This is a genomic window from Bifidobacterium dentium JCM 1195 = DSM 20436, from assembly GCF_001042595.1.
GTDB classification, from domain to species: Bacteria; Actinomycetota; Actinomycetes; order Actinomycetales; family Bifidobacteriaceae; genus Bifidobacterium; species Bifidobacterium dentium.
Genome location: NZ_AP012326.1, coordinates 1,166,541 through 1,186,143, shown reverse-complemented (window position 1 = coordinate 1,186,143; position 19,603 = coordinate 1,166,541). Strand labels below are relative to the sequence as shown.

The following is a 19,603-nucleotide window of genomic DNA, read 5'->3' as shown; positions in this document are numbered from 1 at the left end:
CAACAAGGTCCTCCCCCTAGGGGGAGGACCTTGCATGATCGGCATATGCATCCCCAAGCGGATAACGCTTCGTTATGATGCTAGTTGATCAGTTCCTTGACGGCAGCGATGACGGCCTGCAGGCTCGCCTTGGCGTCGCCGAACAGCATCTGCGTGTTGTCTTCGAAATACAACTCGTTCTGAATGCCGGCGTAACCGGTGCCACGGCCACGCTTCATGACCACCACGTTCTGCGCCTTGTCCACGTCGAGGATCGGCATGCCGGAGACCGGGGTGCCCGGCTTGCGGGCGGCCGGATTGGTCACATCGTTGGCGCCGACGACAAGGGCGACATTGGCCTGCGGGAACTGCGGATTGATGTCATCCAGATCGACGAGCTCCTCGTACGGCACGTTGGCTTCGGCGAGCAGCACGTTCATATGACCGGGCATACGGCCAGCCACCGGGTGGATGGCATAGGAGACCTCGACGCCATGGTCCTTGAGGAGGACGCCAAGATCGGCGAGCTCGCGCTGCGCCTGAGCCTGGGCCAGACCGAAGCCCGGCACGAAGATGACCTTCTCGGCATAGACCAGCTGCACGGCAAGATCATCGGCGGAAGTCTCCTTCATGGTGCCCTCCGGACCTTCGCCTGCGGCGACGGAGCTGGATCCGCCGAAACCGCCGGCCAGCACGGACAGCAACGGACGGTTCATGGCCTTGGACATGGCGATGGACAAGGTCACGCCGGCCGCGCCGACGAGGGCGCCGGCCACGATCAGGGCGATGTTGTTGATGGCAAGGCCGGACATGGCCACTGCGGTACCGGTGCATGCATTGAGCACGGAGATGACGACCGGCATATCGGCGCCACCGATCGGGATGACGAAGACGAGGCCGTAGCACAGAGCGAACACGGTGGCGAGAATCGACCACAGCAGACGCTGTTCCGGCTGCACGCACAGCATTACGAAGGAGGCGACGGTCAGGATGATGAACACGACGTTCCAGACGCTCTTGCCCGGCAGGGTGAGCTTCTTGATGAACTTGATGCCCTGCAGCTTGCCGGCTGCGATAAGAGAGCCGGAGAACGTGACGGAACCGATGACGATGCCCAGACCTGCGGTGATCAGCACCACGAGGGACGGAGCGCCATCGGAGGTCAGGATGTCGTTCAACGCCACGAGCGCCGCGGCGCCACCGCCTACGGTATTGAACACGGAGACCAGCTGCGGCATGTCGGTCATCTGCACTTTCTTTGCGGAGACCACGCCGGCGACGGCACCGATGACAATGCCTACGATCAGCACGACTACGGCCACGGAGTGCTTGAATCCGTTGGAGACCTCACCCGCGAACAGCACGATGAACGCCATGACGACAGCCATGGCCATGCCGATCGCGGAGACCATGTTGCCCTTGCGAGCGGTCTTCGGGGAATTCATCAGATGCAGACCGATGACAAACATCACGGCGGCCAGCAGGTAGACGAACCATTCGACGACACCGAGCGGAGTGCTCAGCATTTCGGCCAGAGTACCCATTTATTTGGCCTCCTCTTCCTTCTTCTTGCCCTTATCGGACTTGAACATCTCCAGCATGCGGTCGGTGACCACGTAACCGCCTACGACGTTCATGGTGCCCAGCACGGCGGCTAGGAAGATGAATACCCAGGCGAGCGGACTGGTGGCATGCGCGGCGACGATGACGACGCCGGCAATGACAATGCCATGGATGGAGTTGGCGCCCGACATGAGCGGGGTGTGCAAGGTGGCAGGTACCTTGCCGATGACCTCTACGCCGATGAGCAGCGCGAGGACGAACAGCGTGATTGCAACGACGATATCCATCGTTCTTCCTTACTCTTCTTCCTTCTTGGCTTCTTCGCCGCGGCCGGCGACGACCATGGCATTGTCAAGTTCCTCATTGAGATCGATGACGAGCCTGCCATCACGTACGAAGTGCGCGAGCACGTCGGCCACATTGCGGCTCAGCAGGTTGGATGCGGTGGTGGCCACGCCACTTGCCAGATATGGCGCACCGATGATGGTCACGCCGCCTTCGGTCACCTGGGTGCCGACGGCCGAACCCTCGACATTGCCGCCCAGATCGCTGGCGGCACAATCGACGATCACGGCACCGCGGTGCAGACCCGCCACACCGGCGCGGGTCAGCAGGACCGGAGGCTTACGTCCCGGAACCTTGGCCGTGGTGATGACGATATCGAATCCGGCGGCCTTCTGGTCGACGGCGGCCTGCTGCTGGGCCTGCTCCTCGGCGCTCAGCGCACGGGCGTAGCCGCCTTCGCCCTGCCCCTTGGAGAAATCAAGACCAAGATCCAGGAATTTAGCGCCCAGCGATTCGACTTCACCCTTGGAAGCCGGACGGACGTCATACGCGGTCACGACCGCGCCAAGACGCTTGGCGGTGCCAATGGCCTGCAGTCCGGCGATGCCGGCACCCAGGACGAGTACCTTGGCCGGTCGTATGGTGCCGGCGGCGGTGGTCATCATCGGCAGGAAGGAGCCGTACGCGTCGGCGGCGACGATGGCGGCCTTGTAGCCCATCACGGAGTTCTGCGAGGTCATCTCGTCCATGGACTGAGCCGAACTCAGCTGACGCGGCAGCTTTTCCATGGCGACGCCGACCAGGCCGGCGTTGTCAAGTGCGGCCACGTAATCGGCGTCGGTGAACGATCCGAGCATGCCGATGACCCACGTGCCCCTCTTCACGCGGCTCAGCAGCTCATTGCTTGGGCGATCGACAAAACCGAGCACATCGGCGCGTGCAATCACGTCGGCGGCGGAGACGACCTGTGCCCCGGCCTTGACATAATCCGCATCAACGTAATGCGATGCGGCTCCCGCACCGGATTCGATCAGGCATGTAACGCCTGCCTTACGCAATCTTGTTACGATATCCGGTGTCAGAGCAACACGGGACTCGTGTTCGGAGGTCTCGTTGAGCACTCCGAAGGCCACGGTGGCTTCTGGTGTTTCAGCCATAGGTGCCCTTTCTTCCTCGTTAAAGAAATCTATTGAACAGATACAGCGCAACAGTGTAACGTAGGTCACACCTATCCCGGAGCGAAATTTCATCTGTCGAATATGAGGCATCTGTCGGATATGGCCCAAAACGACGCAATCATAACACTTCCTTACGCTACCGTAAGGTGACGTGTCGCGGTTGAGGGATTATCATTCCTACACAGATACCAAGTCATATATTGTAAGTAGGGCCAAGGAGCGTTACGTGTCTGTCATCACCTCGTTAAGCAAGCAAGCCGCCAATCTCACGCAGAAGGCGTTGCGTCTGGGAGGTGATTTCGTCCATCCGGTCAGCGACGACTCCGGCAACACCCCCGATTACAACGATCCCGACACCCTCGTCTCGACCGACGACCATATCGATCTGCCTCATACCGCGCAATGGGGGCAGAATTTCCTGTCAACGACCTTCCTTGACCCCGAAACGGGCCTGCTGACCACGAAAACGGAAGGCAACCCGCCGTTGGATGATGGCATGTCCATCTACGACATCTACGCGGATCGCGCCGAACGCATGGGTGACGAGCCTCTCTATACCTATAAGGAGAACGGCGAGTGGATCACCAAGACCGGCAACGAGGTCCTTGCCGAAATCCGCGAAACCGCAAAGGGTCTGCTGCACTACGGCCTGCGGAAAGGCGACGGTGTGGCGTTCATGTGCCGCACCTCATATCAGTGGGATATCTTCGACGCGGCGGTCATGGCCTGCGGCGGCGTGCTGGCGACCATCTACGATACCGATTCCGCCGAGCAAATTCGTAACATCGTAAACAATTCCGATGCCCGTCTGCTGGTTGTCGAGACCAAGGACATGCGCGACAAGGCCGATGGTGCGGAAGATGAGTGCCCGACGCTGGAGCATATCGTATGTTTCGAAAACGGTGGCCTGGATGAGATCAAGGCATACGGTTCCGTCGTAAGCGACGAAGAACTTGACGAACGCATTGATTCCGTTCACAAGACCGATCTGTGTTCCATCGTATATACTTCCGGTTCCACGGCGGCCCCCAAGGGCGTGGAGATGACGCACGAGCACTACTGCACCACCGCATTGAACCTGCCGGAATACATGCCCGACCTCTTGCGCAACAGCAGGCACACCGTGTTGCTGTTCCTGCCGCAGGCGCACTCCTTCGCACGTGCCATCAACTACATTTGCGTGGCCAGCCAGCTGCACATCTACATCGCGCAGGGCATCAAGACGCTGATCACCGACCTGCAGGTGGCCAAGCCGACCGTGATGATCGTGGTTCCGCGTGTATTGGAGAAGGTGTATAACGCCGCATCCCAGAAAGCCGGTCACGGTGCCAAGGGCGTGGCGTTCGCCGCGGCCGTGGTCGCCGCGCAGAACTATATGAAGGAAGTCAGCGCCAAGGGCAAGGCCGGAGCGTTGGCCAAGGCACGTCGAGCGGCGTTCGACCCGATGGTCTATGCCTCGCTGCGCGAAGTGCTCGGCGGCCGCGCCAAGTGGATCGTAGCCGGCGGCGCTCCGCTTGATCCGGAACTGATGGCGTTCTTCCGCGGCGCAAACGTGCCGGTATATGAGGGTTATGGTCTGACCGAGACCACCGCGCCATGCGCTTTCAATCCGGTGGGTGTACCGTACCATCAAGGCTCCGTCGGCATCGCGTTCCCCGGCTTTGAGTTGCGTATCGCCGAAGACGACGAGATTCAGGTCAGAGGCACCGCCGTGTTCCCGCGCTACCACAAGAACGAGGAGGCTTCCGAGGATTCCTTCGTCGAAGACGGCTGGTACGCCACGGGCGACCTTGGCCGCATCGATGATGATGGTTTCCTGTATATCATCGGTCGTAAGAAGGACCTGATCATCACTGCAGGCGGTAAGAACGTCTCCCCCGGCCCGATCGAAGAGGTCATTCAGCGTTGTGAGTTCGTGTCGCAGGCGTTGGTGCTTGGCGACAAGCGCCCCTTCATCTCCGCACTGATCACGCTGGATGAGGAGTCGCTTCGTCCGTGGCTGGAAAGCAAGGGGCTCAACCGCGACATGCCGCTTGAGGAAGCCGCGAACAATGCGGCGGTACGTGCTGAAGTGCAGAAGTGGGTCGACCAGGCCAACGAGGGCGTATCCCGCGCCGAATCCGTGCGTAAATTCATCATCCTACCGGAGGAGTTCACTCAGGAAAACGGTCTGATGACCGCTTCCATGAAGGTGATCCGTCCGAAGGTGATCAAGCGCTATTCCACCCTGCTCAATACGCAGATGTACACCAAGAAGAAGTGATCACTTCGTATCATGTTGTGATCGTCATGATGGATGCCTTCACGACATGACGATCACCCTGCAATGTCGTTCCGCCGCGAAAAACATGAAAAGAATCGCGGCGGAACGACATTGTCGTATCGCAAAATGTCGTTTCGTGCGGACCACCACCATGTTTCCCGCGCGAAACGACATTCTTCAGTAGTAGGCGACACGTTATCCGAGCGCCACGAAGCAGATCAGAAGCCCAGCTTCTCGAGCTGCTTAGGATCCGACTGCCAGCCCTTGGCGACCTTGACATGCAGGTCAAGCCGGGCCTTCTGGCCGACGATGCGGTTGACCGGAGTGCGCAGCTTCTTCTTGACACGTACCAGATGCTCCGCACCCTTGCCGATAATGATCGGCTTCTGCGAATCACGCTCCACATAGATGGATACGATCACTTGCGCCTTGCCGTCATAGGCCATGCCACTCTCGTTGTCTTCCGGATACTCGATGGAATCCACGACCACGGCCAGCGAATGCGGCAACTCGTCGTCCAACTCCTCAAGGAACGCGCCACGCACCAGTTCGGCGATGGTGTCTTCCGGACGTTCCTCGGTAATCTGCTCGGCGGGGTACATCTGTGGGCCTTCCGGCATGTTCTCCACAAGCACGTTCCTGACTTCGGACAGATTGTCGTGTTTCAGCGCACTGACCGGCACGATATCGGTGAAATCAGCGAATTCGTTGATTTCGATGAGTTTGTTGATCAGCCCTTCACGAGAAAGCTCGTCGATTTTGGTGACGATGGCGATCAAAGGCACCTTCCACTTGAACGTGCCGTCATCGCGCTTCGCCGCGAATTCGGAACGCAGTCGGCTGAGGATACGCTTATCGCCGGGGCCGATCTCCTGATCTCCCGGCAACAGGAACGCGATGGCATCCACGTCTGCCAGGGACTCGTCGACCACGTCATTGAGACGCTGGCCGAGCAGCGTACGGGGTCGATGAATGCCAGGGGTATCCACCAGCACGATCTGCGCGTTATCGGTGGTGAGAATGCCTCGAATGGCCTTACGCGTGGTTTCCGGACGGGATGACGCGATGGCGATCTGCGTGCCGATCAATGCATTGATAAGCGTGGACTTGCCCACATTCGGACGTCCGACCACGGCGACGAATCCGGAACGATATGGGACAGGCGCTGCGGAATCCGCGGAGATGGAGGTGGAGTCGGTCATATCGTGTGGGTCAGTCATGCTTGTCCTTGGAATTCTTGTCGTTACTCGACGCCTGATCGGCAGCGTCGTTCGGTTCTTCGTTCTGGTGTTCAGTTTCGTCCACGCCCTCGACGTGCGCCGGTTCCACCACAATGGTGGACACCTTCTTACGCCGTCCGGCGGAGTCCACCGCAGTCAGTCTCAGGCCACGGGTCACCGCGGATGCGCCGACGATCGGCACGCGTCCCAACAGCTTGGTCAACAGGCCGTACACCGTGTCGACATCATCCTCATCGATGTCGATTTCGAAGATCTCCTCAAGATCGGCGATGGTGGTACGGGCCGGCATGCTCCACTTCTTCTCCCCCAGTCTTTCGGGTTCGGCATGTTGGGTGCGGTCATGTTCGTCTTCGAGCTCGCCCACGATCTGTTCGATGGTGTCTTCGATGGTGACCAAACCGGCGATGCCGCCATACTCGTCCACCACGACCGCCACATGCTGACGCGTGCGTTGCATCTGATGGAATAAATCGTCGACCGGCTTGGATTCCGGCACCAGCATCGGATCGCGTACGATCGATTCCACATCGCGGGACAGCGCAGCCGGATTGAAGGCGGTCGCCCGTACCGCATCCTTGAGATAGGCGATGCCTACCAGGTCATCGACGTCGTCGCCGATGACCGGCACCCGGGAGAAACCGGAACGGGAACAGAGTTTCAGCATGTTCTCCAATGTCTCGTCTCGTTCGACGCAGATCATATCGGTGCGAGGCACCATGATTTCGCGGGTCAGGGTTTCCGAGAGCATGAGCACATTGCGTAGCATTTCGGAAACCTCTGGATCGAAATCGTTCGCTTTGACCAAGCGGTCGATGGTTGCACGTCCCTGTTCGAGCTGAATCTTCTCCAACTCCTCATCGTCGGAAAGGTCGCCATTACGGCGCTTGGAATCCTGCTGCCCTCCGATTTTGGCGAATGGCGTCAGCATGGTCGCGACCGACACCGCATTGGCATGTTGCAGCATGATGTCCACAGGCTTGGACGCTCCCGCGCTACGCGGACGCACCAGCAACGAAATCACGGCCACGATCAACGCGAAGACGAATCCGCATAGCAGCTCGGACCACAACGGTGCATCGAACATCACCGCGATGCATGCCACTAGCACGCCGTCGAGCACATTGCAGGTGATACGAAAGAACGCGCAGGATCCTGCCGTCGCGTATCGATCGGAAACCAGTCGCTGCACCTTATGGATGCGCTTGATCTTCTTGCCCCTGATGAATGGCGAGATTTCGGAGTCCGTCTGAATCTCAAGAATGAGATTGTTCAGGCTGGCCCTGGTTACACGCGCCACCGCACCTTCGGTTGCCGCCATCGACAGCGACAGCCATACCAGCAGCAACGCCACGATAATCAGCACGGCGATGATGACGATGGTCATGCCTTCCATGGTTGTCGTTCCTCCCACTATGCCTGCATGGGCTATTTGGCGATCTGCCGGCCGGAACCATGCTCACGGTCCCATTCGGCAAGCGCATCCGATGCGCCGGCGGGTAATGTCGCCTGTGCGCCGACACCCTGCCGGAGTGCGAAAAACGTCAGCAGCAGTTGCCGTTGCAGACCGAACATCTGACGTTCCTGCTCCGGGGTCACATGATCGTATCCGAGCAGGTGCAGAATACCGTGGATGGTCAGCAACATCATTTCCTCCATGGTACTGTGGCCGGCTGCGAGCGCCTGCTGCGCTGCGACCCATGGACAGATTACGATGTCGCCGAGCACGCCTTCCATGACGGTCCGCCCGTCTCCGGGTCGCAGTTCGTCCATGGGGAAGCTCATCACATCGGTGGGACCTTCGAGATTCATCCAGCGCATGTGCAGCTGGGCGATCGGATCGGGATCCACGAACATGATGGTCAGGTCGGACTGCGTGCTGACACGCATCTGGTCCATCACCCAGACGCCGAGGTTCGAAAAGACCTTGCCGTCGACCTGCCAGATGGTTTCGTTCGTGACTTCAACGCTCATCGGCGTGTTCGTTCCTTTCGGTTGTTTCGATCTCGTTGCCGTGCCTGCGTCCCTGTCTGCTGTGATCTCCGGCGATGGCCGCATGCCGGTCGTAGGCCGCGACGATTTTGCCTACCAAGGCATGCCTTACCACATCTTCCGGCTGAAGGTGGGCGAAAGCGATGTCGTCGATGCCGTCCAGGATGCGTTCGATGGTGGCGAGTCCCGACTTGGGCACGGTCAGATCGACCTGCGTCACGTCTCCGGTGATGATCATCTTGGTGTTGAAACCAAGTCGGGTGAGGAACATCTTCATCTGTTGTTCCGTGGTGTTCTGCGCCTCGTCGAGAATCACGAACGCATCGTTGAGCGTGCGTCCACGCATGTAGGCGAGCGGAGCGACTTCGATGGCGCCGTCATCCATATACCGCTTCAGCTGGTCGGCCCCAAGCATGTCGGATAACGCATCGTACAACGGGCGCAGGTATGGGTCGACCTTCTCGTTCAATGTGCCGGGCAGGAAGCCGAGGTTCTCTCCCGCCTCCACGGCCGGTCGCGTCAGAATGATGCGACGCACCTGCCGATCTTGGAAGGCTCGCACGGCCTTGGCCACAGCCAGATAGGTCTTGCCGGTGCCTGCCGGACCGATGGCGAAGGTGATGGTATGCGATTCGATGGCGTTGACATAGGCGATCTGCCCGGCTGTCTTCGCGCGTACCGGCTTGCCCAAGGCGAAGGTGATGACTCCCGGAACATGCGGCTTACGTCGATCGGCGGTTTCGTCACGGGCAATGGCCGCGCCCTGCGCATGCTTCTGCAGACGCAACTCCTCCACCACACGCCCGTGTCCGGGATGGGATTGCCGCACGGAATTCTTCAGTACGTTCTGGTCAAGCATGCGCCGCACGGTATCGGCATCCATCGGAGCCGTATACGCGGCCTGAATGATGTCGGCGAGCACATCTTCGGCCTGCGCCGCCTGCGCCTCAGACTGCTTGGAACGTGACATGATCGCGATGCGATCGCCCCGCACGATGATGGTCAGATCGGGAAATGCCCTTTCGACTTCGCGGAGCACCTCGTCGATCGGGCCGAGAACCGTCACCGGATCGAGCTGCCGGGGAATCGTGATGGTACGTGTAGTGGTAGCCACAAAACCTCTTCTTATGTTTTGACGTCGGAAAGCGGAACAGGAACTATTCGTCGAGCTTCTCACCGGTCAGCACGTGGGCGTGCACATGGAATACGGTCTGGCCGGCATCGAGACCGGTGTTGAAGATCAGACGGTAGTCACCATGGAATTCGTCGTCGGCAATCCGCTGCGCGACCTTGACCATATGCGCCAGCTGATCGGCATCATCGGCAGCCAGTTCGGCGACGTTCGCATAATGCTCACGCGGCACGATGAGTACATGTACCTTGGCTTTCGGATTGATATCCCTGAACGCATAGGTGGTGTCATCCTCATACACCTTTTCGCTTGGAATCTCACCGGCAATGATTTTGCAGAACAGGCAATCCGAATCGCTCATGACGCTCCTTCGTTTCGTTTGCGAACCTTTGCCTCCATGCTATTGCCCAACCGGGATAAACCCCATACAGCGGCGTCACGCGAAGCGACCCAGCGCGCGGGCAAGCAACGACAACGCGACGGGCCCCGCCGTCGAAGCCCTCAGAATGTTGTTCCCCAACACGCACACTTCGGCGCCGGCCTCGGTGAAGGAAGCGACTTCGGCATCGCTGATGCCGCCCTCCGGACCGACCACCACATAGATGGTACGCCGACGGCCGTCTTCCAGGCACTTATCCGACAGACCGGCAATGGCCTGCTCGATTTGAATCCAGGTTTTCGTGGCATCCTGATGCAGAATGATCACCAAGTCCCCGTGCACGCAGGCGCGCCTGCAGATGGCGACCACCTGCTTGCTGGTCACGCACTCCCCCAATTCGGGAGACCAAGAACGACGCGACTGTTCCGTCGCCGCGACCAGTACCTGACGCCACTTCCTGTCCGTGCGCCCCGCTTTCCACTTGGCGATGGAACGGTCGGCCTGCCATGGAATCACCTCATCCACGCCGATCTGCGTGGCGGTGTCGATGGCCTGTTCGTCATGGCCGGTCTTGGCCAATGCCTGCACCAATGCAAGCCTGATGGTCGGCTGGGATTCCCTGCCGAATCGCAGCACTTCCGCTATGCCTTGCTGCGCATCACGCAACACGGCATGAATGCGAAGCCCTTTGCCATCGGACAGCTGCAGTTCGTCGCCGTCCTCCAAACGCATGGCCTGAATCGCATGACGTCGTACCGAAGCGGGCAACGTCAACTTCCAACCGGCATTGAGCTCGTCGCTGTTCACCGGCACGTCATCATGTTCCGTATCAAGCAGGAAAAGGGCTTCAGTCATAGCTCCCGAGCCTATCATCACCCCATGCAATGCCGGCGACAATCGAGCGACACGCCGAGACTTGCACGGCTGAAATCAGCTGCTATAGTTTTCATTCGTTGCCGCGAGCAACAAGCACCTGTCCGGGTGGCGGAATGGTAGACGCGCTAGCTTGAGGTGCTAGTGCCTATTTATACAGGCGTGCGGGTTCAAGTCCCGCTCCGGACACCGGATAAACCCCTTGGAAACAAGGGGTTTTCTTGTATCTAGCGAAAGCCGGCGAAATGCAGTTTATCCATCTTGATTCCATCGACGACGAGCGTGTCGCCGCCTACACCAATCTCACTGAAATCCAGTTGCGCAACAGGTTGGAGCCGAGCAAGGGACTGTTCATCGCCGAATCACCCAAGGTGATCGACCGCGCCTTGGCATCCGGACGCGAGCCGATCTCACTGCTGGTCGAGGAACCGTGGATCGATGGCATGTCTCGGACCTTCGTCTGCATCGACGAACATTGGGGCGGAGACATTCCCGTGTATGTGGCGTCTCCGGAACAGCTCAAGCGGCTGACCGGCTATCGTCTGCACCGTGGCGCGTTGGCCGCCATGAGGCGTTGGACCCTGCCGAGCGTCGAAGAGGTATGCCGTGGGGCGCGGCGCATCGCGGTGATGGAGAACATCGTCGACCACACGAACGTCGGTGCGCTGATGCGTTCGGCCGCGGCCCTTGATGTCGATGCCGTGCTGGTCACCCCCTCCTGCGGCGATCCGCTGTATCGAAGGGCCGCACGTGTGTCGATGGGTACGGTGTTCCAGATTCCGTGGACCCGCATCGGCGGCGATGACAAACATTACTGGCCATTCACCGGCATGCGGGAACTGCATGATCTTGGCTTCACCACCGTGGCCATGGCATTGGAGGATGATTCCGTCTCCCTGGACGAACTGGTACGCAGACTCAACAACGGGCCGGCCGAGACCGACCATATCGACAGGCTGGCGTTGATCTTCGGCACCGAAGGGGATGGCCTGTCGCATCATACGATATCCCGTGCGGACCTCACCGTGAAGATTCCCATGAGCCACGGTGTGGACAGCCTCAACGTGGCGGCTTCGAGCGCCGTGGCTTTCTATTCAACCGCAATTCGCTGAAAAGTCTTGAAAAAGTTCGAGACTCGCGGGGCGAATGCCTTGCAAGTTGCAGAAAATATGCAATTATTGTGTGCGTAGGCGGTTTGCGAAGAAGCATTCCGAACGAAGTTGTGCGGTGTCGATATGACGCTCTAAGAGAGGAGTTCTCATGGCGAAGAATCCGAAAATTCTTTCCATCGTACTTGCAGGTGGCGAAGGCACGCGTCTAATGCCCCTGACCCGGGATAGGGCCAAGCCGGCCGTTCCGTTTGGCGGCGTGTTCCGTCTGATCGATTTCCCGTTGAGCAATCTGGTCAATTCCGGTTACATGCAGACCGTCGTGCTCACCCAGTACAAGTCACATTCGCTTGACCGCCATATTTCGACGGTGTGGCGCTTCTCGCCGCTTCTGGGCAACTACGTCTCCCCTGTGCCGGCTCAGCAGCGACTTGGCAAGCACTGGTATCTGGGTTCCGCTGACGCCATCTACCAGACCATCAACATCATCGAGGACGTACAGCCGGACATCGTGGTCATCGTCGGCGCCGATCATGTGTACCGCATGGACTTCCAGCAGATGGTGCAGCAGCATATCGATTCCGGCGCGGAGTTCACCGTGGCCGGCATCCGTCAGCCAATCAGCCAATCCAACCAGTTCGGCGTGATCGAGGTCGACCCGGAGCATCCGAACATGATCAAGAGCTTCCAGGAGAAGCCGCAGACCACCACCGGTCTGCCGGATGACCCGAATTCCATCCTCGCTTCCATGGGCAACTACGTAGCCAACACCGATGCTCTGTTCGAGGCCCTGTCGCTTGACGAGAAGGCCGAGGACACCAAGCATGACATGGGCGGTGACATCGCCCCGTACTTCGCGGCCCGCCATGAGGCCGGCGTCTATGATTTCAATTCCAATGAGATTCCGGGGGCCACGCCGACCGATCACGCCTACTGGCGCGATGTGGGTACGTTGAGGCAGTTCTACGATGCACATATGGACCTGATTTCCTATGTGCCCGAATTCAACCTGTACAACACCGAATGGCCGATTTATACGCTGTCCGGCAACCTGCCGCCGGCGAAGTTCGTCCATGCCGGTCGCGATCGTCTGGGTCATGCCACCGACTCGATCGTCTCCCCGGGCGTCATCGTCTCCGGTGGCGAGGTGCATCATTCCGTACTGTCGCCGAATGTGCGCATCCACTCGTGGTCGCAGGTCGTCGATTCGATTCTGTTCGACAATGTGACCATCAACCGTCGTGCACGTGTATACAAGGCCATTCTCGACAAGAATGTCGTGCTGACCGAAAATTCGACCGTCGGCATCGATACCGAGCATGATCTGGCCCGTGGCTTCACGGTCACGCCGGACGGCATCACCGTGGTTCCGAAGGGCACTGTCGTCGACGACTGACGCTCCGCAACACGAACAAAAAGGCGTGTTCCCGAACCAATCGGGAGCACGCCTTTCTTCATCTGCACAAACCATTGCATCATGGCACAGGCCGCAACGCAATCACATTGTTCCGGAAATCACCGGCGAACAATCAGTATTTCGGCAGATTATCGAAGCTGAAACCGATGGCCGCCAGCTGCTCGCGGCCCTCCGGCGTAATCTTCTCCATGGTCCAGCGAGGCTGCCAGGTCCAATCGATGCGGAATTCCTCGACCAGACCTGCCAAGGTGCTGGCGCATTCGTCTTCAATCAGATCGGTCAATGGACATGCCGGCGTAGTCAGCGTCATGGTGATGATGGCACGACCAAGTTCATCGATTTCGATGCCATAGACCAATCCCAGATCAATCACATCGATACCGAGTTCCGGGTCGATGACCTGGTGCAGGGCCTCCTTCACATCGGCTGCGGTCGCGCGGCCGATCTCGTCGAAAGCCTTCAGCGAGATCCCGTCATCCTGCCCGTCTTCACAGCCGCAAGCTCCGGCATGGTCACCGCATCCGCAGGCATCCTGCTGCGGAGTCTCCTTATGTTCGACTTCCACCGGCTTGCCATCCTTGAATCCTTTGGCCAGATTAGGGTTAAGCATGACGCGACGCGCAGCGTCTTCGTCATTGTCCAAAGCCTTGGCCACGGAATCAAACACGGAGGCCTGCGGCTCGGGCACCAGGTTTTCGCTCATTGTCGCTCCATTACACTCACGGATAATGCTGTTGAGTAGATTATCGCTTCGGGGGCGGGTTTGTCATCGGCGTTTCGTTCATCGCCGAACACAGCCCCACCGGGGACGCCGACGTGCCGCCGTATCAGCTCTTGGCCGCCAAAGCCTTGGCCACGGAATCCTTCATGCCTTCCCAGCCGAGCAATGCGCATTTGATGCGCATCGGATACTTGGAAACACCTTGGAATACGATGCCGTCTTCCAATTCCTCCTCGGCATGCTCATCGTCAAGACCTTTGCCTCGTGATTCCATCAACCGATGAAAGGTATCGGCCAGATGCATGGCTTCGTCGACGCTTTTGCCTTCGACGAGGTCGACCATTACCGACAGGCTGGCCTGCGAAATGGAGCAGCCGTGGCCGTCCCATACCAGACGCTCGATAGTGTGAGGTTCGTTGTCGGAAACCTCGACATGCACGGTCGCTTCGTCGCCGCAGGTCGGATTGAACTGGTGGGATTCGCCGGGCGTGCAGTACTCGTGACTCGCCTGTACAATGGTATCCCCTGCCTGCGAGGCGTTTTCCGACGCCAGATCAGGCGCAAAATGCTCCTTGCCGTGCGGATCACGGGCCGCCTCAAGAATGACTTCCTGATACATCTGCTCGAGATCGTCGCCGGACATTGCAAATTCATTCATACTGGTTTACTTAACTCCAAAGAACGGACGGACCTGTTTCACCGTTTCGATAAGCGCCTGCGCATCCTCAACGGCATTGTAGATGCCGCTGGACGCACGGTTGGAAGCATACACGCCGAAATGCCGGTGCACCGGCTGCGCGCAGTGGTGGCCGACGCGGATGGCGATGCCCTGCGCATCGATGAACTGGCCGACATCATGGGGATGCACGCCCTCCACCTCGAACGCGATCGTGCCGATGCGACGCTCATTGCTGCGCGGTCCAAGAATGCGGACACCTTCGATGTCGCCAAGCGCGAGCAGTTCGTCGGTGATGGTCCTTTCATGCGCTTCGAGATTCTCCATGCCGATGGACATCAACCAATCAGCGGCCACGCCCGCGGCCACGACTTGGGCGACCGGCTGGGTACCGGCCTCAAAACGTGCCGGAGGTTCCATGTACCGCGCTTCCTGGTCCATCCATGCGAGTTCCACCATGGATCCGCCGAAATTCGCCGGCGGCAGGGCTTCGAGCATGTCCCGCTTGCCATAGAGAAAGCCGACACCGGTCGGACCGTACATCTTGTGTGCGCTCCACGCGGCGAAATCGACATCCAGAGCATGGAAATCGACTTTCAGATGCGGTACGGACTGGCATGCGTCAAGTATGAACGCCGCGCCTACCTCATGCGCACGCCTGATGATGGGTGCGATATCGGTGATGGCACCGGTGGTGTTCCCCACATGCGTGACGGCGACGATTTTCGTGCGTTCGGTAATCACCTCGTCGGTGCTATCGGAACGGATACGACCCTCATCGTCCAAATCGAACCACTTCAGGCTGGCTCCGGTGCGGGCCGCCAGTTCCTGGAATGGCAGCAACATCGAATGATGCTCGGCTTTGGACACCACGATCTCGTCACCCGGCTTGAGGGCGAAGCGTTTGGCCGCCGCTCCTCCACGACCGAGCGAGGCATTGCCGAAGGCCGTGGCCAGCAGATTCAGCCCTGCGGTCGCGCCGGAGGTGACGACGACCTCCTCCTCGCCTTCCGCCGCATTGGCGCCGACCAGCCGGGCCATCTTGGCGCGGGCCTCCTCGAACGCCATGGTGCTGCGCGCGGCAAGTTCGTGGGCACCGCGGTGCACGCCGGCGTTGATCGTCCTATAGAATTCCGCCTCCGCGTCAATCACGCACTGCGGTTTCTGCGAGGTCGCGGCGGAGTCCAGATACACCAACGGATGCCCGTGAATCTGCTGGTCCAGAATCGGGAATTCCTCACGGATCGATGCAAAATCCGTCATGCCAGCGCGCTTTCGGAATCGGCGCCTTCCGGCAGATATGCGTCGTAGCCCTTCTCTTCGAGTTCATCGGCAAGTTCCGGACCACCCGTCTTGACGAAATGTCCCGCGGCGAACACATGTACGATGTCAGGCTTGATGTACTTAAGGATTCGGGTGTAGTGCGTCACCATGAGAATGCCGAACTGATTGGCCTCTTTGGCGCGGTTCACCCCTTCTGAGACAATGCGCAACGCATCGACGTCAAGGCCCGAGTCGGTTTCATCAAGGATGGCGAACTTAGGCTTGAGCAGTTCGAGCTGCAGTACTTCGGCACGCTTCTTCTCGCCACCGGAGAAGCCTTCGTTCACGGAGCGGGTGGCGAATTTCGGATCCATTCTCAGACGCTTCATGGCTTCGGTCAGTTCCTTGGTCCACGTGCGAATGGCCGGTGCCTTGCCGTCGACTTCGGTCTTGGCGGTGCGCAGGAAGTTGGTCATGGACACACCCGGAACCTCGACCGGATACTGCATGGCGAGGAAGATGCCGGCCTTGGCGCGCTCGTCCGGAGTCATCTTGAGGATATCCTCTCCGTCGAGCAATACCTGGCCGGAATCGACGATGTACTTCGGATGGCCGGCCAACGTATAGGCCAGCGTGGATTTGCCGGAACCGTTGGGGCCCATGATGGCGTGGGTCTCACCGGAGTTGACGGTCAGGTTCACGCCTTTGAGGATCGGCTTGATGCCATCCTTGGTTTCGACGTGCGCATAGAGATCCTTGATTTCAAGAGTTGACATGTTATGCTCCTACGATTCCTTACTTCTCTTCCAATACCTGCGCCATCGCGTCGCTTTCGCCGCGTGTCAGACGCCTGTCGATGACGGTCATCAGATGCTCGGAGATGGCGGGAATGCCGATCTCCTCGACGAGTTCGCCAAAGAAGCCGCGAACCACGAGCTTGCGTGCCTCGACCTCCGGAATGCCGCGGGATTGCAGGTAGAACAGCTCCTCATCGTCGAACCGTCCGACGGACGATGCATGGCCCGCGCCGATGATATTGCCATTCTCGATTTCGAGGTTCGGTTCCGAATCGGCGATCGCGCCCGGCGTAAGCACCAGATTGCGATTGAGCTCATAGGAATCGGTGCCCGGCGCGGTCGGCGCGATCAGGGCATTGCCCACCCATGTGGAGTGCGCATCCTTGCCGTCAAGCGCACCTTTATAGACCACACGGCTTCTGCATTCGGGATGGTTGTGCACGATCATGGTGCGATGTTCGATGTGTTCGCCCGGATCCACGAAGTAGATACCGAGCATGTTGAGATCACCCTGCTCGCCGCCGAAGTCCTGATCCATGCGGATGCGGACCACGTCGCCGCCGAGCGTCACCACGGAATGACGCAACGAGGCGCCCTCCCCCATGTGAATGCGCTGATTGCCGACCTGCTTGGAACCCTTGTTCCACTCCTGAATGAACGTGGTGGAGATGTGCGAATCCCTGCCGGTGGAGATTTCCACGCCTTCGGCGATGCGGGCGTCGCCGTCATGTTCCACGACCACATCGGCATGCGCATGGTCCGCGGCGATGATGACCAGATGGAAGGCGTCCATATCAAAGCCATTGCCGTGCACTTTGACCAGTACCGGCTGTTCGATCTCACCTTCGAGCTTCAGCACCGTCGCCTGCTTGCCGGAATTCCACTCCACGGCGGAGACGCGGTCATTCGGCTCGGAGACGATGCCGGTACCGGCATCGCCCAATGCGACCCGCTCGAAGGTCGCGCCATCGGCCAATGGCGCTCCGTCAATCATGCTGACGGAGATTTCGGTATCGCCGGAAGGCTGGAACGTGTCGAAGAATTCCTCGACACGTTCAACCGGCGTATAACGCCAATCCTCCTGGGTGCGATCGGGCTTGGCGAAGGCCTCCACGTCGAAGGAGCGCGGCGCGCGGTCGGCCGAGGACGGCATGGCCGCCGGATTCGCATACGAATCGTTCGGATCCGCGACGGGAATGTTGATTTCCTGAGTTTGTGCCATGGTGATCAGCCCACCGATCCTTCCATCTGCAGTTCCACCAGTCGATTCAGCTCGAGTGCGTATTCCATCGGCAGCTCGCGGCTGATCGGCTCCACGAAGCCACGCACGATCATGCCCATGGCCTCGTCTTCGGAAAGGCCACGGCTCATCAGATAGAACAACTGGTCTTCGGAGACCTTGGAGACGGTTGCCTCATGCGCCATGGACACGTCATCCTCACGTACGTCCACATGTGGGTAGGTGTCGGAACGGCTGAATTCGTCGACCAGCAATGCATCGCACACGGTCGAGTTCGAGGAGCCCTCCGCGCCCTTGACGATCTTGACCAGCCCACGGTAGGCGGAACGGCCGCCGCCGCGGGAAATCGACTTGGCTACGATGGTGGAGCTGGTATGCGGGGCGAGATGGATCATCTTCGCGCCGGTATCCTGATATTGCCCCTTGCCGGCGAATCCCAGGGACATGGTGCTGGCCTTGGCGTACGGTTCGGCGAGGATGCAGGCCGGATATTTCATGGTGGCCTTGGAGCCGATGTTGCCGTCGACCCACTCCATAGTGCCTCCCTCACGTACGTAGGCACGCTGGGTCACCAGATTGTACACGTTGTTCGACCAATTCTGCACGGTGGTGTAGCGCACGCGGGCATGCGGCTCCACGAAAATCTCCACCACACCGGAATGCAACGAGTCGGTGGAGTAGATCGGAGCGGTGCAGCCTTCCACGTAATGCACATAGGAGCCTTCGTCGGCGATGATGAGCGTACGCTCGAACTGGCCCATATTCGGCGTGTTAATGCGGAAATAAGCCTGCAGCGGGATGTCGACATGCACACCCTTGGGCACGTATACGAACGATCCGCCCGACCATGCGGCGGTGTTCAGCGCCGAGAACTTGTTGTCGTTGCTCGGAATGCATTTACCGAAGTATTTCCTGACGATTTCCGGATACCGCTGCACGGCAGTGTCGGTGTCGACGAAGATCACGCCCTGATCCGAAAGCTCCTTCTGGATTGAGTTGTAGATGACTTCGGATTCGTACTGTGCGGCGACGCCGGAAACAAGGCGGCTCTTTTCGGCTTCCGGGATGCCCAGCTTGTCATAGGTGCTGCGGATTTCCTCAGGCAGCTCGTCCCAGGTCGTGGCCTGTTTGTCGATCGGCTTGACGTAGTACTTGAAATCGTCCGCGTCGCAATCCTTCAGATCGACGCCCCATTGCGGCATCGGACGATTGATGAAGTCACGATACCCCTCAAGTCGCTTCTCCAACATCCATTCCGGCTCGTTTTTATCGGCGGAAATGGCACGTACCACGTTCTCGTCAATGCCTTTCTTCGCCGCTTCGCCCGCGAAGTCCGTATCATGCCAGCCATAGGTGTAGTCACCGAACTGCTGGATGATTTCATCATCCTGTTTGATCTTGTCTTCGTTCACACGCGAACGATCAGCCACATACTGACTCATCTCCACGTCAGCCGCGGCGTTAGGCGCTTGGTTTTCTGCCACCGTACGCTGCCTCC

The 19,603-nt window shown here is 59.2% G+C and carries 18 protein-coding genes and 1 tRNA gene; 4 read left to right on the top strand and 15 right to left on the bottom strand.

Translation table 11 applies throughout. The features are described 5' to 3' along the window. Nucleotides 1-80 precede the first annotated feature (80 nt). The 3 genes from BBDE_RS05100 to BBDE_RS05090 are packed head-to-tail and all read right to left on the bottom strand — an operon-like array spanning nt 81 to nt 2,984. Nucleotides 81-1,523 (bottom strand): NAD(P)(+) transhydrogenase (Re/Si-specific) subunit beta, encoded by a 1,443-nt coding sequence (locus BBDE_RS05100; protein WP_003840307.1) that lies wholly within the window; start codon nt 1,521-1,523, stop codon nt 81-83. After that, nucleotides 1,524-1,829, bottom strand: coding sequence for an NAD(P) transhydrogenase subunit alpha (locus BBDE_RS05095; protein WP_003809446.1), 306 nt, complete (start codon nt 1,827-1,829; stop codon nt 1,524-1,526). It lies immediately after the preceding gene. Nucleotides 1,830-1,838: 9 nt separating this feature from the next. Next, nucleotides 1,839-2,984, bottom strand: a complete 1,146-nt coding sequence (locus tag BBDE_RS05090; protein WP_012902118.1) for an NAD(P) transhydrogenase subunit alpha — start codon at nt 2,982-2,984, stop codon at nt 1,839-1,841. A gap of 247 nt (nt 2,985-3,231) precedes the next feature. Between BBDE_RS05090 and BBDE_RS05085 the strand changes: the two genes are divergently transcribed. Further along, on the top strand, nt 3,232-5,268 hold the full coding sequence (locus BBDE_RS05085) for an AMP-dependent synthetase/ligase (RefSeq protein ID WP_012902117.1): 2,037 nt from the start codon (nt 3,232-3,234) through the stop codon (nt 5,266-5,268). A 218-nt stretch (nt 5,269-5,486) separates the two neighbouring features. Here BBDE_RS05085 and era read toward each other — a convergent pair whose 3' ends face one another. The 6 genes from era to BBDE_RS05055 form a co-directional block, all read right to left on the bottom strand. Further along, entirely contained in the window at nt 5,487-6,488 is a 1,002-nt protein-coding gene (gene era / locus BBDE_RS05080; RefSeq protein ID WP_003840314.1) for a GTPase Era, read from the bottom strand. Next, the gene (locus BBDE_RS05075; protein WP_012902116.1) at nt 6,481-7,902 is read right to left on the bottom strand and encodes a hemolysin family protein; all 1,422 of its coding nucleotides are present in this window, start codon (nt 7,900-7,902) and stop codon (nt 6,481-6,483) included. The genes era and BBDE_RS05075 overlap by 8 nt, the downstream gene beginning before the upstream one ends. A 32-nt stretch (nt 7,903-7,934) precedes the next feature. Further along, nucleotides 7,935-8,480, bottom strand: coding sequence for an rRNA maturation RNase YbeY (gene ybeY, locus BBDE_RS05070; RefSeq protein ID WP_003840318.1), 546 nt, complete (start codon nt 8,478-8,480; stop codon nt 7,935-7,937). Further along, nucleotides 8,470-9,612: a PhoH family protein gene (locus BBDE_RS05065; RefSeq protein WP_003840319.1), complete on the bottom strand. Its 1,143-nt coding sequence runs from the start codon at nt 9,610-9,612 to the stop codon at nt 8,470-8,472. Before BBDE_RS05065 ends, ybeY begins: the two co-directional genes overlap by 11 nt. A 43-nt stretch (nt 9,613-9,655) precedes the next feature. Further along, nucleotides 9,656-9,991, bottom strand: a complete 336-nt coding sequence (locus BBDE_RS05060; protein ID WP_003840321.1) for a histidine triad nucleotide-binding protein — start codon at nt 9,989-9,991, stop codon at nt 9,656-9,658. 75 nt (nt 9,992-10,066) lie between these two features. Then, entirely contained in the window at nt 10,067-10,864 is a 798-nt protein-coding gene (locus BBDE_RS05055) for a 16S rRNA (uracil(1498)-N(3))-methyltransferase (protein WP_012902115.1), read from the bottom strand. Between the two features lie 120 nt (nt 10,865-10,984). Here BBDE_RS05055 and BBDE_RS05050 point away from each other — a divergent pair. From BBDE_RS05050 to glgC, 3 genes are all read left to right on the top strand, one after another. Then, nucleotides 10,985-11,071: transfer RNA gene (locus tag BBDE_RS05050), tRNA-Leu, on the top strand. Nucleotides 11,072-11,127: 56 nt separating this feature from the next. Continuing rightward, nucleotides 11,128-11,994, top strand: a complete 867-nt coding sequence (locus BBDE_RS05045) for a TrmH family RNA methyltransferase (RefSeq protein WP_012902114.1) — start codon at nt 11,128-11,130, stop codon at nt 11,992-11,994. A gap of 148 nt (nt 11,995-12,142) precedes the next feature. Further along, nucleotides 12,143-13,387, top strand: coding sequence for a glucose-1-phosphate adenylyltransferase (glgC, locus tag BBDE_RS05040; RefSeq protein ID WP_003840326.1), 1,245 nt, complete (start codon nt 12,143-12,145; stop codon nt 13,385-13,387). Nucleotides 13,388-13,520: 133 nt separating this feature from the next. Here the strand turns inward: glgC and BBDE_RS05035 are convergent, their stop codons facing one another. The 6 genes from BBDE_RS05035 to sufB form a co-directional block, all read right to left on the bottom strand. Beyond that, the gene (locus tag BBDE_RS05035) at nt 13,521-14,111 is read right to left on the bottom strand and encodes a metal-sulfur cluster assembly factor (RefSeq protein WP_003840329.1); all 591 of its coding nucleotides are present in this window, start codon (nt 14,109-14,111) and stop codon (nt 13,521-13,523) included. Between the two features lie 124 nt (nt 14,112-14,235). Then, nucleotides 14,236-14,787, bottom strand: coding sequence for a Fe-S cluster assembly sulfur transfer protein SufU (gene sufU / locus BBDE_RS05030; protein WP_003840330.1), 552 nt, complete (start codon nt 14,785-14,787; stop codon nt 14,236-14,238). A gap of 6 nt (nt 14,788-14,793) precedes the next feature. Next, nucleotides 14,794-16,068: a cysteine desulfurase gene (locus tag BBDE_RS05025; protein ID WP_012902113.1), complete on the bottom strand. Its 1,275-nt coding sequence runs from the start codon at nt 16,066-16,068 to the stop codon at nt 14,794-14,796. Next, complete coding sequence (sufC, locus tag BBDE_RS05020; RefSeq protein ID WP_003840334.1) at nt 16,065-16,844, bottom strand: Fe-S cluster assembly ATPase SufC; 780 nt, start codon at nt 16,842-16,844, stop codon at nt 16,065-16,067. Before sufC ends, BBDE_RS05025 begins: the two co-directional genes overlap by 4 nt. A gap of 19 nt (nt 16,845-16,863) precedes the next feature. Then, nucleotides 16,864-18,087, bottom strand: coding sequence for a Fe-S cluster assembly protein SufD (gene sufD / locus BBDE_RS05015; RefSeq protein ID WP_003840336.1), 1,224 nt, complete (start codon nt 18,085-18,087; stop codon nt 16,864-16,866). A 5-nt stretch (nt 18,088-18,092) separates the two neighbouring features. Continuing rightward, the gene (gene sufB, locus BBDE_RS05010; RefSeq protein ID WP_126622086.1) at nt 18,093-19,547 is read right to left on the bottom strand and encodes a Fe-S cluster assembly protein SufB; all 1,455 of its coding nucleotides are present in this window, start codon (nt 19,545-19,547) and stop codon (nt 18,093-18,095) included. Nucleotides 19,548-19,603: the final 56 nt, after the last annotated feature.

Bases quoted from the DNA above. Each gene is read 5' to 3' on its own strand.
- BBDE_RS05100 (WP_003840307.1), bottom strand. From the start codon at position 1,523: ATGGGTACTCTGGCCGAAATGCTGAGCACTCCGCTCGGTGTCGTCGAA.
- BBDE_RS05095 (WP_003809446.1), bottom strand. From the start codon at position 1,829: ATGGATATCGTCGTTGCAATCACGCTGTTCGTCCTCGCGCTGCTCATC.
- BBDE_RS05090 (WP_012902118.1), bottom strand. From the start codon at position 2,984: ATGGCTGAAACACCAGAAGCCACCGTGGCCTTCGGAGTGCTCAACGAG.
- era (WP_003840314.1), bottom strand. From the start codon at position 6,488: ATGACTGACCCACACGATATGACCGACTCCACCTCCATCTCCGCGGAT.
- BBDE_RS05075 (WP_012902116.1), bottom strand. From the start codon at position 7,902: ATGGAAGGCATGACCATCGTCATCATCGCCGTGCTGATTATCGTGGCG.
- ybeY (WP_003840318.1), bottom strand. From the start codon at position 8,480: ATGAGCGTTGAAGTCACGAACGAAACCATCTGGCAGGTCGACGGCAAG.
- BBDE_RS05060 (WP_003840321.1), bottom strand. From the start codon at position 9,991: ATGAGCGATTCGGATTGCCTGTTCTGCAAAATCATTGCCGGTGAGATT.
- BBDE_RS05055 (WP_012902115.1), bottom strand. From the start codon at position 10,864: ATGACTGAAGCCCTTTTCCTGCTTGATACGGAACATGATGACGTGCCG.
- BBDE_RS05045 (WP_012902114.1), top strand. From the start codon at position 11,128: ATGCAGTTTATCCATCTTGATTCCATCGACGACGAGCGTGTCGCCGCC.
- glgC (WP_003840326.1), top strand. From the start codon at position 12,143: ATGGCGAAGAATCCGAAAATTCTTTCCATCGTACTTGCAGGTGGCGAA.
- BBDE_RS05035 (WP_003840329.1), bottom strand. From the start codon at position 14,111: ATGAGCGAAAACCTGGTGCCCGAGCCGCAGGCCTCCGTGTTTGATTCC.
- sufU (WP_003840330.1), bottom strand. From the start codon at position 14,787: ATGAATGAATTTGCAATGTCCGGCGACGATCTCGAGCAGATGTATCAG.
- BBDE_RS05025 (WP_012902113.1), bottom strand. From the start codon at position 16,068: ATGACGGATTTTGCATCGATCCGTGAGGAATTCCCGATTCTGGACCAG.
- sufC (WP_003840334.1), bottom strand. From the start codon at position 16,844: ATGTCAACTCTTGAAATCAAGGATCTCTATGCGCACGTCGAAACCAAG.
- sufD (WP_003840336.1), bottom strand. From the start codon at position 18,087: ATGGCACAAACTCAGGAAATCAACATTCCCGTCGCGGATCCGAACGAT.
- sufB (WP_126622086.1), bottom strand. From the start codon at position 19,547: ATGAGTCAGTATGTGGCTGATCGTTCGCGTGTGAACGAAGACAAGATC.